Origin of the sequence: Erwinia plantamica, from assembly GCF_043420595.1 — a bacterium.
Taxonomy (GTDB): Bacteria; Pseudomonadota; Gammaproteobacteria; order Enterobacterales; family Enterobacteriaceae; genus Erwinia; species Erwinia aeris.
Genome location: NZ_JBGCUC010000026.1, coordinates 12,629 through 27,449 on the forward strand (window position 1 = coordinate 12,629; position 14,821 = coordinate 27,449).

The window sequence follows — 14,821 nt, forward strand, 5'->3', positions numbered from 1 at the left end:
CAGACGGGGAATAAGCGCTTTTCCGCTAACGGCAAAAAATTTAACTAGCGGATGAGGAAAGAGATGAAAAAAGTGAGATTAACACTGGTGGCGACAGCGCTGATGATGGCGATGGCCAGCGGCAGCGCCGTTGCGGATCAACGCGTCGTCGATCAAATCAGCCAGTTTGGCGTAAAGTATACCGTTAACGATAACCATGCCGCGCTGCACGGCGTTGATTGTGCCGCGCTGGGGGCCGACTGGGCCTCCTGCAATCGGACAACGATTACCTTAACTAACCCCGGCGAAGCGCTAACCAGTAAAGACTGGGTTATCTGGCTGCCCAATATTCGTCAGACGCTGCGGGTGGACAACGACCAGTTCCGCATGGTGCACGTGGTAGGCGATCTGACGCGGCTGGAGCCAACCGAAAAATTCAAGGGTTTCGCCGCCGGTGAATCGGTGGATATTCCCATTGTTAACGAATACTGGCAGCTGTTTATCACGGACGTGATGCCGCGCTGGTACGTTACTTCTGAAAACGCCCAGCCTAAAATCATTGCCAGCACCGATACGGAAGATCTGACCTCGTTTGTCTCGCCAATGGATAACTACTGGAAGCGGACGGCCGACGATCGTAACGTGTTGATGACGCCTGTCAGCCGCTTTGAAAAAAACAGTGATACGGCGCAGCTCGCTGGCGAAGCGCTGCGCGGACAGATCCTGCCGACGCCGCTGCATACTACCCTTCATGCAGAAGATGCCGATTTAAGCCGGGGCGTGCAATTCGAGCTGACCGGGCTTAACGCCGATTCTGCAGAAGCGGTAAGGGATCGTTTTGCGCTGCTGGGTCTGGCAGAAAATGGGCAGGGCTACGTGATTAAAAGCAGGCTTGCACCCGCCGCTTTCACGGGCAACGAGGCGGTTTCCGGCGCCTACAGGCTGAGCGTCCGCGCGCAGGAAGCGCAGGTAGAAGGTTTTGACGAGGCGGGCATCTACTACGGCATGATGTCCATCCTGTCGCTGCTGCCGGCCAGCGGCGAACAAAAGATCGCTACCCTGGACGTCACCGATGTGCCCCGCATGGCCTATCGCGGTATTTTTCTCGATATCGGCCGTAACTTCCACAGCAAAGAGGCGGTGCTGCGCCTGCTGGATCAGATGGCGGCGGTTAAACTCAATAAATTCCATTTTCATCTGAGCGATGATGAAGGCTGGCGTATTGAGATCCCCGGCCTGCCGGAGCTGACTGATATTGGTGCCAGACGCTGCCACGATCTCACGGAGCAGCGCTGTCTGCTGCCGCAGCTGGGATCCGGGCCTTTCGCCGACACGCAGGGCAATGGCTATCTGACCCGCGACGACTACATTGCTATCCTGCGCTATGCCAAAGCGCGCGGCATCGAAGTCATCCCGGAAATCGATATGCCTGCTCATGCCAGGGCGGCGGTGATTTCTATGGAAGCCCGCTACAACCGGCTGATGAAAGAGGGTAAGACCAAAGAGGCAAACGAGTATCGCCTGGTCGATCCAACCGATACTTCGAACACCACCTCCGTACAGTTTTACGATCGCACCAGCTATCTGAATCCCTGCCTGGATTCCTCCATGCGTTTTGTTGATAAGGTGATTAGCGAAATCCAGGCGATGCATCAGGCGGCTGGCACGCCGTTAACCACCTGGCACTTTGGCGGCGACGAGGCGAAAAACATCCGCCTGGGCGTTGGCTATACCGATGCGGCCAGTCCCGAAGCAGGCAAGGGCAGGGTCGATTTGAGCAAGGAAGATAAACCCTGGGCGAAATCGCAGGTTTGTCAGGCACTGGTGAAATCGGGCAAGGTCGCGGATATGGATCATCTGCCCAGCTATTTTGGCAAAAAGGTCAGCGAGCGGGTAAACGCGCACGGTATTGAAAAGATGCAGGCGTGGCAGGATGGCCTGAAGGATGCGAAGGGCGCTAAAGACTTTGCGACCAGGCGCATCGGCGTTAATTTCTGGGACACGCTTTTCTGGGGTGGCTTTGACACCGTTAACGACTGGGCTAACAAAGGCTATGAAGTCACCGTCTCCAACCCGGACTATCTCTATATGGATTTCCCTTATGAGGTCAATCCGCTGGAAAGAGGCTATTACTGGGGCACCCGCTTCAACGACGAGCGCAAAATGTTCAGCTTTGCGCCGGACAATATGCCGCAGAATGCAGAGACATCGGTGGATCGCGACGGTAACTTCTTTGATGCTAAATCCGATAAGCCCTGGCCGGGCGTGTATGGGATTTCAGCCCAGCTCTGGAGCGAAACCGTACGTACCGACGAGCAGATGGAATGGATGATTTTCCCACGCGCGCTGGCCGTGGCGGAGCGCGGCTGGCATCGTGCTGCCTGGGAGCAGACTTACCAGGCCGGACGTGAGTATAAAGGCGGCGAAACGCGGCATGTCGATCGGGCGGCGTTGCATAAGGACTGGCAGCGTTATGCAAACCTGCTGGGCCAGCGCGAGCTGCCGAAAATGGATAAAGCCGGGATCCACTATCGTCTGCCGCAGCCGGGCGCACGTCTTGTCGCGGGCAAGCTGGCAGCCAATATCGCCCTGCCGGGCGTGGCTATTGACTACTCGCTGGACGGTGGCAACAGCTGGCAGCGCTATCATGACAGCGCCCGTCCGTCGGTTTCCGGCGAGGTGTTGATCCGCGCCGTCAGTAGCGACGGCAAGCGCTTCAGCCGCGTGGAAAGCCTGAAATAGGCGGGGCGCAGGCAAAAAAAAACCGGCGAGCGATCGCCGGTTTTTTATTGAAATCGATTACTTATCGTGCAGCGTGTCGTCTTCACGGCAGTCGCCGGTGGCGCAGTGGCCGTAAAGATAGAGACTGTGGTTGCTGAGTTTGATACCGTGCTTCGTCGCAATATCACGCTGGCGGGATTCAATAGACTCGTCGCTGAATTCGATTACTTTGCCGCAGTCCAGGCAGATCAGGTGATCGTGATGCTGCTGCTGGGTCAGTTCAAACACGGACTTGCCGCCTTCGAAGTTATGACGGGTCACGATCCCCGCATCGTCAAACTGGTTCAGAACGCGGTAAACCGTCGCCAGGCCAATCTCTTCGCCCATGTCGATCAGGCGTTTATACAAATCTTCCGCACTGACGTGATGGCACTCTGGTTCCTGAAGCACTTCCAGAATTTTCAGTCGAGGAAGCGTGACTTTCAGGCCGGCCTTCTTTAATGCGGTGTTATTGTCAGTCATGCGGATATTGTCCTGTTACTTTGCTGGTCACTAAGTGGCTGAGAAGCCGTGAGCATCGGTCGACGCAAAAGCTGAGCGTCTCATTATAGAACCGATGCCTTGAAGAAACCACAGCGGAGATGCAAAACCATCAGGGGATGTAAGGATAAGAAGTCGTTACGTCCGGAAAAGCAAGCACCCATTTACGCTGGGTTGTCAGTTCGCTCTGCCTGGTTTTCGGCGCCGCAGAAGCGGAGGCGGAGCAGTGCTATTCTACCGTTTTGACGGTAAAAGTTACAAATATGTATCTATCACTTCTATAGGAAAAACCATTGGCCCGCTGTGGATTCGTACAGCGGGCCAATGCTATCACGCTTCGAGAATATCCTGGAGCTGAAGCTCGTCAGAAATCTGTTTGACCCACTTTTCAACGCGTTCGTTGGTCAGCTCCGGCTGGCGATCTTCATCAATGGCCAGGCCAAGGAAATGGGTATCGTCCGCCAGGCCTTTAGAGGCCTCGAAATCATAGCCTTCTGTCGGCCAGTGGCCGACGATCACCGCGCCGTTAGGCTCGATAATGTCGCGAATGGTGCCCATCGCGTCGCAGAAATATTCCGCGTAATCTTCCTGATCGCCGCAGCCAAACAGCGCGACCAGCTTGCCGTTGAAGTCGATCTCTTCCAGCGTAGGGAAGAAATCATCCCAGTCGCACTGCGCTTCACCGTAGTACCAGGTCGGGATGCCCAGCAGCAAAATATCAAAGGCTTCAAGGTCTTCTTTGCTGCTTTTAGCGATATCATGAACTTCAGCCACCTCTTTACCGAGCTGCTTCTGGATCATTTTTGCAATGTTTTCCGTATTGCCCGTATCGCTGCCAAAGAAAATGCCTACGATTGCCATGAGTTTAATAACCTCTTGAAACTTAATGATATGCGGCGGCTAGCCTGAAAATGTTAAGGGCAATAATAGCAGACAGCAACAGGGGGATAAACGGCTAATCCGCCTGCATTTGTCGCTTTGTGCTTTACCGTAGCGCGTGCTTCAGCGCTCAGGCCTGGCTAACTGCGCCATGACCATCTCTTCTATCAGTTCGCTGCGGCTCATATTACGCTGCTCGGCGAGCTGGTTCAGGGCGTCAACTGCGTCACTGTTCATTTTCAGTTCTACGCGCTTCAGCCCGCGCACTTTATCACGCTTAAGCTGGTTGCGTTTGTTAATGCGCAACTGCTCATCACGTGCCAGTGGATTGGTTTTGGGTCGTCCCGGTCGACGCTCGTCTGCGAACAGATCGATCGTGGTGCGGTCCGTGTTTTCTTTTGCCATAGAATCGTGATACTGAAGGCTGGAGTTCTGATGGATTGAGCCGTTAGCGTTTGCGGCCGGTGCCGTCGACAAATTTTAGCGCGCCATCATACCCCAGCGAAAGTCGCGACGACAATTATTTAGCCTTTTACTGAAACATTTGTTTTCACAGGGCAAAAAAACGGCGGATGGCGCGCAAAACGGCATCAGGTTTCTCGGCATGCGCCCAGTGACCCGCGCCGGTAATCACGTGGGCGCGGGCGGCAGGGAACTGGGCCAGCAGCGCGTCACGATACGCTTCCTGTAGATAAGGCGAATGTTCGCCCCGAATAAACAGCGTGGGATGTGGCCAGGCGGGCAGCGTTTCCCAGCCGATAATCCGATCGTAGTGCTGCCAGAGCGCCGGCACGTTGAAACGCCATTCGCCGTCCTGAAACGATTTAAGCAGAAACTGAATGACGCCTTCTTCCTCTATGGTCTGACGCATCAGCGCGGCGGCTTCGCTCCGGCGGGTAATGCCCGCTTCGCTGACGGCGGCCAGCGCGGCGAAAATCGCGTCGTGATGGCGTTCCCGGTAGGCCACCGGCGCAATATCGATAACCACCAGCTGCCCGACGCGTTCCGGGGCAAGGGAAGCCAGCGTCATGGCGATTTTCCCGCCCATGGAATGGCCTATAATATCAAACCGGTCGGCATCAAGCTCATCCAGCGTTTCCAGCACGTCGCGCGCCATTGCGGCATAGCTTATTTCATCCGACCTCGGCGAAAGGCCATGATTTCGGACGTCCACCTGAATAATGCGGCGATCCGCTTTCAGGTCGCGCGCCAGCACCCCAAGGTTATCCAGGTTGCCGAAAAGGCCGTGAATAAGCACCACGGGCGCGTCAGAAACGGTCGTTTGTTCAGATTGCAGGCGGAAATTCAATTTCATGGCAAACTTCTTACGGAGGAAACGAGGGGTTAGGTTATCATAAAACAGCGATTTTCTGCCGCCGCGACAGACCCGATCTTTTTACGGCATATTCCGACTTTTGTCCGCAATTGGGGCTGGCGCTACAACCCGGCAGGATTTAACTTTATAATCCTCGTGTTAGAGCTGGTCCGTCCGCGCCTGGGTAAAACAGGTCGCTAACCGGCTCTTATCAGCAATAATCGTACTGGATCAAGATGAAAACTATTGAAGTCGACGAAGAGCTCTACCGTTATATCGCCAGCCACACTCAGCATATTGGTGAAAGCGCCTCCGACATTTTACGTCGTATGCTGAAATTTTCTGCTGGTCAGGCAGCGCCGAAGGCACCTGCTGTTACGGCTGCGCCCGCGCCTGTCGCCAGCGTACAGGAAACCGTGGTGAAAGAGACGTCTCGCCCGCAGGATCGCGTTCGCGCCGTGCGCGAGCTGCTGCTGTCGGACGAGTATGCGGAGCAGAAAAAAGCGGTAAACCGTTTTATGCTGATCCTGTCGACTTTATACAATCTGGATCCCAAAGCATTTGCCGCGGCGACCGAGTCACTGCATGGTCGTACGCGCGTCTACTTTGCAGGCAATCAGCAAACCCTGGTACAGAACGGCACCCATACCAAGCCGCAGCATATTCCCGGCACGCCGTATTGGGTGATCACCAACACCAACACAGGCCGTAAACGCAGCATGATTGAACATATCATGTCGTCCATGCAGTTCCCGACGGAACTGGCGGACAAGGTTTGCGGCACACTCTAAACACAGCGTCAGGGAGAAGCGCCAATGGCCAGTCACCCCCGTGCCGGGCAGCCAGCACAGCAGAGCGATTTGATTAACGTTGCACAATTGACCTCGCAGTATTACGTCCTGCAGCCGGAAACAGGCAACGCGGAACACGCGGTGAAATTCGGCACGTCCGGCCATCGCGGTAGCGCAGGCCGACAGAGCTTCAACGAGACGCACATTCTGGCTATCGCGCAGGCGATTGCGGAAGAGCGCAAAAAGAACGGCGTTACCGGCCCTTGCTACGTGGGTAAAGATACGCACGCGCTGTCCGAACCGGCGATTATTTCCGTACTGGAAGTGCTGGCGGCGAACGGCGTGGATGTGATTGTACAGCAGGACAACGGCTACACGCCGACGCCTGCCATCTCTAACGCTATCCTTGAGCATAACAAGGCGGGCGGCGCGCAGGCTGACGGCATCGTTATCACGCCTTCGCACAACCCGCCGGAAGATGGCGGCATCAAATACAATCCGCCAAACGGTGGCCCGGCCGATACTAACGTCACTAAAGTGGTGGAAGATCGCGCTAACCAGCTGATTAAAGACGGCCTGAAAGATGTTAAGCGCATGGCGCTGGACGAAGCCTGGGCAAGCGGCCATCTGCAGGAAAAAGATCTGATCCAGCCTTATATCGAAGGTCTGGCGCAGATCATCGATATTCCGGCTATTCAGAAAGCGGGCCTGAAAATCGGCGTCGATCCGCTTGGCGGCTCCGGCATCGCCTACTGGCAGCGTATCGCGGAATATTACAATCTGGATCTGACTATCGTTAACGATTCGGTCGACCAGACGTTCCGCTTTATGCACCTGGATAAAGACGGCGTGATCCGTATGGACTGCTCATCCGAAAGCGCGATGGCGGGCCTGCTGGCGCTGCGTGATAAGTTCGATCTGGCGTTTGCCAACGACCCGGACTATGACCGCCACGGCATCGTTACGCCTGCGGGCCTGATGAACCCTAACCATTACCTGGCCGTTGCTATTAACTATCTGTTCCAGCACCGTCCGCAGTGGGGCAAAGAGGTTGCCGTCGGCAAAACGCTGGTCTCCAGCGCGATGATCGACCGCGTGGTCAACGACATCGGCCGTAAGCTGGTGGAAGTGCCGGTAGGGTTTAAATGGTTCGTTGATGGCCTGTTCGACGGCAGTTTCGGCTTCGGCGGCGAAGAGAGCGCGGGCGCTTCCTTCCTGCGCTTTGACGGTACGCCTTGGTCAACGGACAAAGACGGTATCATCATGTGCCTGCTGGCCGCCGAGATCACCGCTGTGACCGGTAAAAATCCGCAGCAGCACTATAACGAGCTGGCGGAGCGCTTTGGCGCACCAAGCTATAACCGTCTGCAGGCTTCTGCGACCTCCGCGCAAAAAGCGGCGCTGTCGAAGCTGTCGCCGGAAATGGTCAGCGCCGATACGCTGGCGGGCGATCCTATCACCGCTCGCCTGACGGCGGCGCCAGGCAACGGCGCATCAATCGGTGGCCTGAAGGTGATGACCGAGAACGGCTGGTTCGCAGCGCGTCCGTCCGGTACGGAAGACGCCTACAAAATCTATTGCGAAAGCTTCCTGGGTGCCGAGCACCGCGAGAAGATTGAGAAAGAAGCGGTAGAAATTGTTAGCGAAGTACTGAAAAACGCCTGATATCAGGGCTGAAAATAAAAGGCGCTAATTTATTAGCGCCTTTTTTATATTCCAATTTTGCCTGTTTCGGGATGTCCCGAATAATTCAGCCGATTTTAAAGCTGTGAACTTCCCTTATTCGTATACCCAAGCCGTCTGTTCCGGGAGTGGCTGGAACAAACAGGGCGCAGTGATAAAACAGCATCAAGCTTAAACAGTTGAACAATAATGCATTTACCCTGTACAAAACTGCTAAACCCCTTCAGGCAGTGGCCATGCGGCTACAGGCTTGCTGCAACGGCGCGGGGCGGTGGTTATGGCCATATTTAAACAGATGCAATGTAACGTAGTTGTTATTTATTTAATTTAAATTAACTTTAATTTAACTTATTGCCTTTACCTGGATAATTTTTAATTTAATCTGGTCGGATGAGTGGTAAATATATCGCCAGATCGGTATTATTTTAGCCAGACTTTTACTTTTCCGGAGGGCGTATGAATCTCTATCATCAATACTCGCTGCCTCATCTTCTACTGCGTCGGCTGGCAACGCTTGCGGTCGGTGTTGTCGCGCTGCCTTTTATGCTTTTTTATCGCGACCGCTCGCGCTTTTACAGCTACCTGCATCGCTGCTGGTGCAAAACCAGTACGCAGCCCGTGTGGCTGGCGCAGGCGGAAAGGGCCGCTGCCGATTTTTATTAATCGCGCCCGCATGCTTTAACGCCGCCTTATCCTCATGCTTTAGATTTTTCTTAATGCTCCGGTTTCGGGGCATGCCTCTTATCTTTCCACCGCCTTCAGACCGCTGTTAATGCCCCGTTTTAGGGGCATTTTTCTTTTCTTCCTGCCGCTTTGCCTTGTTCCGTAAGGTTTTTCGTGGGCCGGCCTTTTTTCGATAAATCACCGGTAGCAATTCTTTCCATAAAGTTGTACAACTTATTTTGTCTTGTACAGATTTAACCGCTACACTTAATGATGAAAGTAGCGAAGGGGAGAAAGGTATGAGTGAGAAAATTCCGGTAGGCATCAGCGCCTGCCTGCTTGGCGACAGTGTCCGCTTTGATGGCGGCCACAAACGTTGCGCCTTTGCCGCCGAAGATCTGGCGCCTTTTATGCGTTATGAACCGGTTTGCCCGGAAATGGCGATTGGTCTGCCCACGCCGCGTCCCGCCCTGCGCCTGACCGAAACGGCCGAAAATAGCGTTGAGCTTTGCTTCAGCAACGGGAAAGGCGATCCGCTGACCCAGGAAATGCAAAGCTTTTCCGAGAAAAAAATCGCCAGCCTGCATCACCTTTGCGGCTACATCGTCTGCGCCAAATCGCCCAGCTGCGGCATGGAGCGGGTGCGCGTCTACCAGCCAGAAAATAACAACAACCGTAAAGAAGGCGTTGGCATCTTTACGCGTGAACTGATGAAGCAAATGCCGTGGTTGCCGGTCGAAGAAGACGGCAGGCTGCACGATCCCGTGCTGCGCGAGAACTTTGTTGAGCGCATTTACACGCTGCATGAATTTAACCAGCTGTGGCGCAGCGGCCTGACGCGCGGCAAGCTTATTGCCTTTCACAGCCGCTATAAGCTAACGCTGCTGGCGCATTCACAGCCGGAATATCGCGAGATTGGTCGCTTTGTGGCGGCTATTGAGCAGTGGCCTTCACTGGAAGCCTTTGCTTTCGAGTATCGTCAGCGCCTGATGGATCTGCTGAAGCATAAAGCCACGCGCGGCAACCACACTAATGTGATGATGCACGTACAGGGCTACTTCCGACCGCAGCTGAACGCCAAACAGCGCGAGGAGCTGACCTCGCTGATCGATCACTATCGTCAGGGCTTACAACCGCTGCTGGCGCCGATGACGCTGCTCAAACACTATATGTCGGAATATCCCGATCCTTACCTTACCCAGCAACGCTATTTTGAGCCTTATCCGGAAGCGCTTCGCCTGCGTTACGGCCATTAATTACAGGGAAAGCTATGGCCACCCATCTGGTCTGGATGCGCAACGATCTGCGCATCCACGATAACTACGCGCTTTATGCAGCCTGCAGCGATGTCAATGCGGAAGTGCTCGTTCTCTATATCGCCACGCCAAAACAGTGGCAATCGCATGATATGTCACCGAAGCAGGCCGCTTTTATTTATCAAAGCCTGCACGATGTCCAGGGTGCTTTGGCAGAAAAAGGCATCCCGCTGCACTATTTACAGCGCGATGATTTTTCCGCCTCCGTTGAAGCGCTGAAAGATTTCTGCCGTGAGCATCATGTCGACAGCCTGTTTTATAACTATCAGCACGAAGTCAACGAGCGCCAGCGCGATGCGCAAGCGGAACGCGAACTGAGCGAGCTGGATATAGTTGTGCAGGGCTTCGATGACGGTCTGCTGCCGCCCGGCAGCGTGCTGACAGGCAATCGGGAAATGTTTAAAGTCTTTACGCCATTCAGCAAAGCTTTTGTTCGCCGACTGCATGAAGGGATGCCGGAATGCGCGCCCGCGCCCAAACCGCGCGCTCAGGCACCGCTGGAAAAACTACCCGCTCTGGAACCATTTGATTATCCGCAGGAAGATTTTAATACCGACCTTTTTCCCGTAGGGGAGAAGACGGCTATCCAACGTCTGCGCGAGTTCTGTCAGCAGCCGGTCGCGGAGTATGCGGCCAGGCGAGACACGCCGGCCATTGACGGCACAAGCCGCCTGTCCGTTTATCTGGTTACCGGGGTGCTGTCGCCGCGCCAGTGCCTGCATCGCCTGCTGCGCGAGCATCCCGACGCGTTAGAAAACGACAAAATATTCAGCTGGTTTAACGAGCTTATCTGGCGCGAGTTCTACCGGCACCTGATTGTCGCCTGGCCCGCGCTCTGCAAACATCAGCCCTTTATCAGCTGGACAAAAAAGGTGCAATGGCAGCGCAATGATGACCAGCTGGCCGCCTGGCAGCAGGGCAAAACCGGTTATCCGATAGTGGATGCCGCTATGCGGCAGCTGAACAGTCTTGGCTGGATGCATAATCGCCTGCGGATGATTACCGCCAGCTTCCTGATTAAAGATCTGCTGATCGACTGGCGGATCGGCGAACGCTATTTTATGTCACAGCTGATCGACGGCGATCTGGCGGCGAACAATGGCGGCTGGCAGTGGGCCGCTTCCAGCGGCAACGACGCGGCGCCTTACTTTCGCATCTTCAATCCTACTACGCAGGGCGAACGTTTTGATAAAAAAGGCGAATTCATTCGGCAATGGCTACCGGAACTGAAGGCGGTGCCCGTTCAGCATATTCACCAGCCGCATGAATGGGCGCGGAAAAACGGCGTTCAGCTCGATTATCCTCACCCCATCGTTGACCACAAAGAGGCCCGCAAACGTGCGCTGGCGGCCTACGAGGCGGCAAGGAAATAGCCGCGCGTTTTGCCGCCCTCTGCTAAAGTAGCCGCATTGAGAACGGCAAAAGAGTGTACGCCCTATGCAAAACAGTGAATTAGAAAACATCGTTAACCAGCAGCTGAATACCGCGAGCTTCAGCGACTATGCGCCGAACGGTCTTCAGGTAGAAGGGCGCGAGCAGGTACAGAAAATCGTTACCGGCGTGACCGCCTGTCAGGCGCTACTGGATGAGGCCGTACGTTTACAGGCGGACGCGGTGCTGGTGCATCACGGCTATTTCTGGAAAAGCGAAGCGCCGGTGATTAAGGGCATGAAGCGCAACCGGCTGAAAACGCTGCTGGCGAACGATATCAACCTTTACGGCTGGCATCTGCCGCTGGACGCGCATCCCGAGCTGGGCAATAACGCGCAGCTGGCGAAACTGTTTGGGATTGAGGTCAAAGGCGAAGTGATGCCGCTGGTGTTCTGGGGCGAGCTGCAGGAGCCGCTGACGGGCGAGCAGCTTGCCGCACGCATTGGTCAGACCCTGCATCGCGACCCGCTGCACTGCGGCGATAACGCGCCAGCGCTGATCCGCAAAGTGGCGTGGTGCTCCGGCGGCGGCCAGGGTTTTATCGACGCGGCGGCGGCATTCGGCGTGGACGCGTTTATCTCCGGCGAGGTTTCCGAGCAAACCATTCACAGCGCGCGCGAGCAGGGCCTGCACTTTTTTGCGGCCGGACATCATGCTACCGAGCGCGGCGGTATCAAGGCGCTGGGTGAATGGCTGGCGGCACAGCATGGCCTGGACGTCACCTTTATCGATATCGACAACCCCGCCTGACAGCAGACAGGCGGCCCCGGTGGCCGCCTGTTAACCTCAACGCCCGCTTAAGGGTAGGGCGCGACTGAGATCACCGTAAACTCTGCCGCGCCGTGATGCTTCGCAATATCCTGGCGCACCGCGTCCTGTACGGCTTCCTCTGTCGGTTCGCCCTCGCTTTCCAACAGCACTTCTTCGGAATGCAGATGGCCTTCGGCCTGATGTTCGTAATGAATTTTGAATGTCGTGCTCATCGCTACCTCCTTTATGCAGAAACCGTAATAGTAGCCACTGTGTCGCGCCTGGCTAATCGATTATTGACACTTCTCTGACATTTCCGCATAACTATTTCTTCTTTCTGGAAAACGGTGGCCTTATCAACGGGCCGGGAGAGTGTTTTGCAACGAGCACGTTGTTACCTTTCAGGTGAGCGCGCGGTAGTGCTTGAGCTGGAACCCCCTGTCTCTCTCAGCAGCCAGCAGCGTATCTGGGGCCTGTCAGCGCGCCTGACCGGCCGGCCGGAAGTCACGGAAGTCATTCCCGGCATGAACAATATCACGGTGATTTTAAGCAACCCGCAACAGCACGCGCTGGACGCCATCGAGTGGCTCCAGGGCTGGTGGGAAACAAGCGAAGCGCTGGTGCTGGAAACGCGGGATATCGCCATTCCCGTTATCTACGGCGGCGCAGCAGGGCCGGATCTGGACGAGGTGGCGCGTCAAAGCGGACTGACGCCGCAGCAGGTGGTGGAAGCCCATGCGGCGGGGCGCTATACCGTTTATTTTATCGGCTTCCAGCCCGGTTTCCCTTACCTGGCGGGCCTGGACGAGCGGCTGCATACGCCCCGGCGGGCGGAGCCGCGCCTGAAGGTGCCGGCCGGATCCGTGGGCATCGGCGGTAGCCAGACGGGCGTTTATCCGCTTGCCGCGCCGGGCGGCTGGCAGCTAATTGGCCAGACGAGTATCGCTCTGTTTACGCCTGAACAGCAGCCGCCGACGCTTTTACGTCCCAGCGACCAGGTACGCTTTATTCCGCAAAAGGAGGGCCTGTGCTGAATATTATTCGGGCTGGCATGAGTACCACCTTACAGGACGCAGGCCGTATCGGCTGGCGTCAGTTCGGCGTCAGCAGCGGCGGCGCGCTGGACTATCCGGCAATGGCGACGGCCAATCTGCTGGTCGGCAATGAGCAAAACAGCCCGGTGCTGGAAATTACGCTCGGCCAGTTCTGCGCGGAGTTTACCCGGGACGGCTGGATGGCGCTGACGGGCGCGGGCTGTAGCGCCGAGCTGGACGGCAAACCGGTGTGGACGGGCTGGCGCCTCGCCGTACGCAAAGGATCGCGCCTGACGTTGAAAATGCCGCAGCGCGGGATGCGCAGCTACCTGGCGCTGGCTGGCGGTTTTGCCGCCGTGCCCGTGCTCGGCTCGTGCAGCACCGATTTGAAAACGGGCCTGGGCGGCTTTGCGGGACGGCAGATTGAAGACGGCGACAGGCTGCCGCTGGGCGAGCCCGCGCGCACATTCAGCAAACCGGCGGGCGTGCGTCAGCTGCTGTTTGGTAACCGCGTTCGCGCGATGGCCGGCCCGGAATACCACGAATTCAGCCGCGAAAGCCGGGAGCTGTTCTGGCGGACGGGATGGCAGCTCAGCCCGCAGAGCAACCGTATGGGCTATCGCTTACAGGGCCGCGCGCTGGTGCGCGAAGCCGGGCGCGATATGCTGTCGCACGGGCTGATCCCCGGCGTGGTGCAGGTGCCGCCTAACGGCCAGCCGATTGTGCTGATGGCGGATGCGCAAACCACCGGCGGCTACCCGCGTATCGCCTGCGTGATTGAAGCCGACCTCTATCATCTGGCGCAGATCCGTCTGGGCGAGCCGATCCATTTTGTGCACTGCACACTGGAAGAAGCGCTGCAGGCGAAGCGCGAGCGCGATCGGGTACTGGAACAAATGGCATGGGGATTAGCGCATGAAAATTGATTTAAACGCCGATTTGGGTGAGGGCTGCGGCAACGATCGCGCCTTATTACAGCTGGTTTCCTCGGCCAATATCGCCTGTGGTTTTCACGCGGGCGACGCGGAAACCATGCGGCAGTGCGTGCGCTGGGCGCTGGAGTATGGCGTGGCGATTGGGGCGCATCCCGGCTTTCCCGATCGCGAAAACTTTGGCCGCACGCGTATGGCACTGCCTGCTGAAACGATTTATGCGCAGACGCTTTATCAGATTGGCGCGCTCCAGGCTATTGCCCGCAGCGAAGGCGGCAAGGTGACGCATGTGAAGCCGCACGGGATGCTTTACAACCAGGCCGCTGAGGACGCCTCGCTGGCGGAAGCTATCGCGCAGGCGGTCAGGGCTGCCGATCCGCACCTGATCCTGGTGGGGTTGGCGGGCAGCGAATCTGTTCGCGCCGCTAAATCAGCGGGCCTGACCACCAGAGAGGAGGTTTTTGCCGATCGCGGCTACCAGGCGGACGGTTCGCTGGTGCCTCGCTCGCAGCCCGGCGCGCTGATAGAGAGCGACGAGCAGGCTATTGCACAAACGCTCGCGATGGTGCAGCGGGGGAAAGTGCGGGCCGTCAGCGGCGAATGGGTCAGCGTCAATGCCCAAACCGTATGCCTGCACGGCGACGGTGCCCATGCGCTGGCCTTTGCCCGCCAGCTCCGTGAGGCGTTCGCCGCACGAGATATTGCAGTCAGCTACGGCTGACGTATCGCTACGGACGGCCCGCTTGCCTGGCCGTCTCCCTTATTGCTCCTGCACGCAGCGGGAAGC

15 protein-coding genes are annotated in these 14,821 nt (G+C 56.6%); 10 read left to right on the forward strand and 5 right to left on the reverse strand.

Annotation, left to right across the window (positions count from 1 at the left end; all coding sequences use genetic code 11):
- Positions 1 to 63: 63 nt before the first annotated feature.
- Complete coding sequence (locus AB3U87_RS20355) at positions 64 to 2,721, forward strand: beta-N-acetylhexosaminidase (RefSeq protein WP_394150296.1); 2,658 nt, start codon at positions 64 to 66, stop codon at positions 2,719 to 2,721.
- 57 nt (positions 2,722 to 2,778) lie between these two features.
- Here AB3U87_RS20355 and fur read toward each other — a convergent pair whose 3' ends face one another.
- The 4 genes from fur to ybfF form a co-directional block, all read right to left on the reverse strand.
- Positions 2,779 to 3,222: a ferric iron uptake transcriptional regulator gene (gene fur / locus AB3U87_RS20360; RefSeq protein ID WP_253454897.1), complete on the reverse strand. Its 444-nt coding sequence runs from the start codon at positions 3,220 to 3,222 to the stop codon at positions 2,779 to 2,781.
- A gap of 348 nt (positions 3,223 to 3,570) precedes the next feature.
- Positions 3,571 to 4,101, reverse strand: coding sequence for a flavodoxin FldA (fldA, locus tag AB3U87_RS20365; RefSeq protein ID WP_125288585.1), 531 nt, complete (start codon positions 4,099 to 4,101; stop codon positions 3,571 to 3,573).
- 141 nt (positions 4,102 to 4,242) lie between these two features.
- A complete protein-coding gene (gene ybfE, locus AB3U87_RS20370; protein ID WP_125288637.1) occupies positions 4,243 to 4,524 on the reverse strand; it encodes a LexA regulated protein in 282 nt (93 codons plus the stop codon).
- 145 nt (positions 4,525 to 4,669) lie between these two features.
- A complete protein-coding gene (gene ybfF, locus AB3U87_RS20375) occupies positions 4,670 to 5,434 on the reverse strand; it encodes an esterase (protein ID WP_253454896.1) in 765 nt (254 codons plus the stop codon).
- Positions 5,435 to 5,670: 236 nt separating this feature from the next.
- Between ybfF and seqA the strand changes: the two genes are divergently transcribed.
- The 6 genes from seqA to AB3U87_RS20405 all read left to right on the forward strand — a co-directional run bounded on the left by seqA (position 5,671) and on the right by AB3U87_RS20405 (position 12,068).
- Positions 5,671 to 6,225 carry a replication initiation negative regulator SeqA gene (gene seqA, locus AB3U87_RS20380; protein WP_253454895.1) on the forward strand — a complete coding sequence of 185 codons (555 nt, stop codon included), beginning with the start codon at positions 5,671 to 5,673 and terminating at the stop codon, positions 6,223 to 6,225.
- A 24-nt stretch (positions 6,226 to 6,249) separates the two neighbouring features.
- Positions 6,250 to 7,890, forward strand: a complete 1,641-nt coding sequence (gene pgm / locus AB3U87_RS20385) for a phosphoglucomutase (alpha-D-glucose-1,6-bisphosphate-dependent) (protein ID WP_253454894.1) — start codon at positions 6,250 to 6,252, stop codon at positions 7,888 to 7,890.
- Positions 7,891 to 8,364: 474 nt separating this feature from the next.
- The gene (locus tag AB3U87_RS20390) at positions 8,365 to 8,571 is read left to right on the forward strand and encodes a DUF2517 family protein (RefSeq protein ID WP_253454893.1); all 207 of its coding nucleotides are present in this window, start codon (positions 8,365 to 8,367) and stop codon (positions 8,569 to 8,571) included.
- A 299-nt stretch (positions 8,572 to 8,870) separates the two neighbouring features.
- Positions 8,871 to 9,827, forward strand: coding sequence for a YbgA family protein (locus AB3U87_RS20395; protein WP_253454892.1), 957 nt, complete (start codon positions 8,871 to 8,873; stop codon positions 9,825 to 9,827).
- Positions 9,828 to 9,841: 14 nt separating this feature from the next.
- Positions 9,842 to 11,260 carry a deoxyribodipyrimidine photo-lyase gene (gene phrB / locus AB3U87_RS20400; protein WP_253454891.1) on the forward strand — a complete coding sequence of 473 codons (1,419 nt, stop codon included), beginning with the start codon at positions 9,842 to 9,844 and terminating at the stop codon, positions 11,258 to 11,260.
- Between the two features lie 64 nt (positions 11,261 to 11,324).
- On the forward strand, positions 11,325 to 12,068 hold the full coding sequence (locus AB3U87_RS20405; RefSeq protein WP_301253158.1) for a type 2 GTP cyclohydrolase I: 744 nt from the start codon (positions 11,325 to 11,327) through the stop codon (positions 12,066 to 12,068).
- Positions 12,069 to 12,115: 47 nt separating this feature from the next.
- Here AB3U87_RS20405 and AB3U87_RS20410 read toward each other — a convergent pair whose 3' ends face one another.
- Positions 12,116 to 12,301 carry a hypothetical protein gene (locus AB3U87_RS20410; RefSeq protein ID WP_253454889.1) on the reverse strand — a complete coding sequence of 62 codons (186 nt, stop codon included), beginning with the start codon at positions 12,299 to 12,301 and terminating at the stop codon, positions 12,116 to 12,118.
- A gap of 144 nt (positions 12,302 to 12,445) precedes the next feature.
- Here AB3U87_RS20410 and pxpB point away from each other — a divergent pair, with 144 nt between their 5' ends.
- From pxpB to pxpA, 3 genes are read left to right on the forward strand one after another with little or no spacing between them, the layout of a single operon-like run.
- Positions 12,446 to 13,102, forward strand: coding sequence for a 5-oxoprolinase subunit PxpB (gene pxpB / locus AB3U87_RS20415; protein ID WP_394150301.1), 657 nt, complete (start codon positions 12,446 to 12,448; stop codon positions 13,100 to 13,102).
- Positions 13,096 to 14,028 (forward strand): 5-oxoprolinase subunit PxpC, encoded by a 933-nt coding sequence (gene pxpC, locus AB3U87_RS20420; RefSeq protein WP_253454887.1) that lies wholly within the window; start codon positions 13,096 to 13,098, stop codon positions 14,026 to 14,028. The genes pxpB and pxpC overlap by 7 nt, the downstream gene beginning before the upstream one ends.
- Positions 14,018 to 14,755 (forward strand): 5-oxoprolinase subunit PxpA, encoded by a 738-nt coding sequence (gene pxpA / locus AB3U87_RS20425; RefSeq protein WP_394150303.1) that lies wholly within the window; start codon positions 14,018 to 14,020, stop codon positions 14,753 to 14,755. Before pxpC ends, pxpA begins: the two co-directional genes overlap by 11 nt.
- The last annotated feature ends 66 nt before the right edge of the window (positions 14,756 to 14,821 follow it).

Excerpts from the sequence above, each read along its gene's own strand:
- ybfF (WP_253454896.1), bottom strand. The coding sequence starts at position 5,434 with ATGAAATTGAATTTCCGCCTGCAATCTGAACAAACGACCGTTTCTGAC.
- pgm (WP_253454894.1), top strand. The coding sequence starts at position 6,250 with ATGGCCAGTCACCCCCGTGCCGGGCAGCCAGCACAGCAGAGCGATTTG.
- phrB (WP_253454891.1), top strand. The coding sequence starts at position 9,842 with ATGGCCACCCATCTGGTCTGGATGCGCAACGATCTGCGCATCCACGAT.
- AB3U87_RS20405 (WP_301253158.1), top strand. The coding sequence starts at position 11,325 with ATGCAAAACAGTGAATTAGAAAACATCGTTAACCAGCAGCTGAATACC.
- AB3U87_RS20410 (WP_253454889.1), bottom strand. The coding sequence starts at position 12,301 with ATGAGCACGACATTCAAAATTCATTACGAACATCAGGCCGAAGGCCAT.
- AB3U87_RS20395 (WP_253454892.1), top strand. The coding sequence starts at position 8,871 with ATGAGTGAGAAAATTCCGGTAGGCATCAGCGCCTGCCTGCTTGGCGAC.
- fldA (WP_125288585.1), bottom strand. The coding sequence starts at position 4,101 with ATGGCAATCGTAGGCATTTTCTTTGGCAGCGATACGGGCAATACGGAA.
- AB3U87_RS20355 (WP_394150296.1), top strand. The coding sequence starts at position 64 with ATGAAAAAAGTGAGATTAACACTGGTGGCGACAGCGCTGATGATGGCG.
- seqA (WP_253454895.1), top strand. The coding sequence starts at position 5,671 with ATGAAAACTATTGAAGTCGACGAAGAGCTCTACCGTTATATCGCCAGC.
- fur (WP_253454897.1), bottom strand. The coding sequence starts at position 3,222 with ATGACTGACAATAACACCGCATTAAAGAAGGCCGGCCTGAAAGTCACG.
- ybfE (WP_125288637.1), bottom strand. The coding sequence starts at position 4,524 with ATGGCAAAAGAAAACACGGACCGCACCACGATCGATCTGTTCGCAGAC.
- pxpA (WP_394150303.1), top strand. The coding sequence starts at position 14,018 with ATGAAAATTGATTTAAACGCCGATTTGGGTGAGGGCTGCGGCAACGAT.
- AB3U87_RS20390 (WP_253454893.1), top strand. The coding sequence starts at position 8,365 with ATGAATCTCTATCATCAATACTCGCTGCCTCATCTTCTACTGCGTCGG.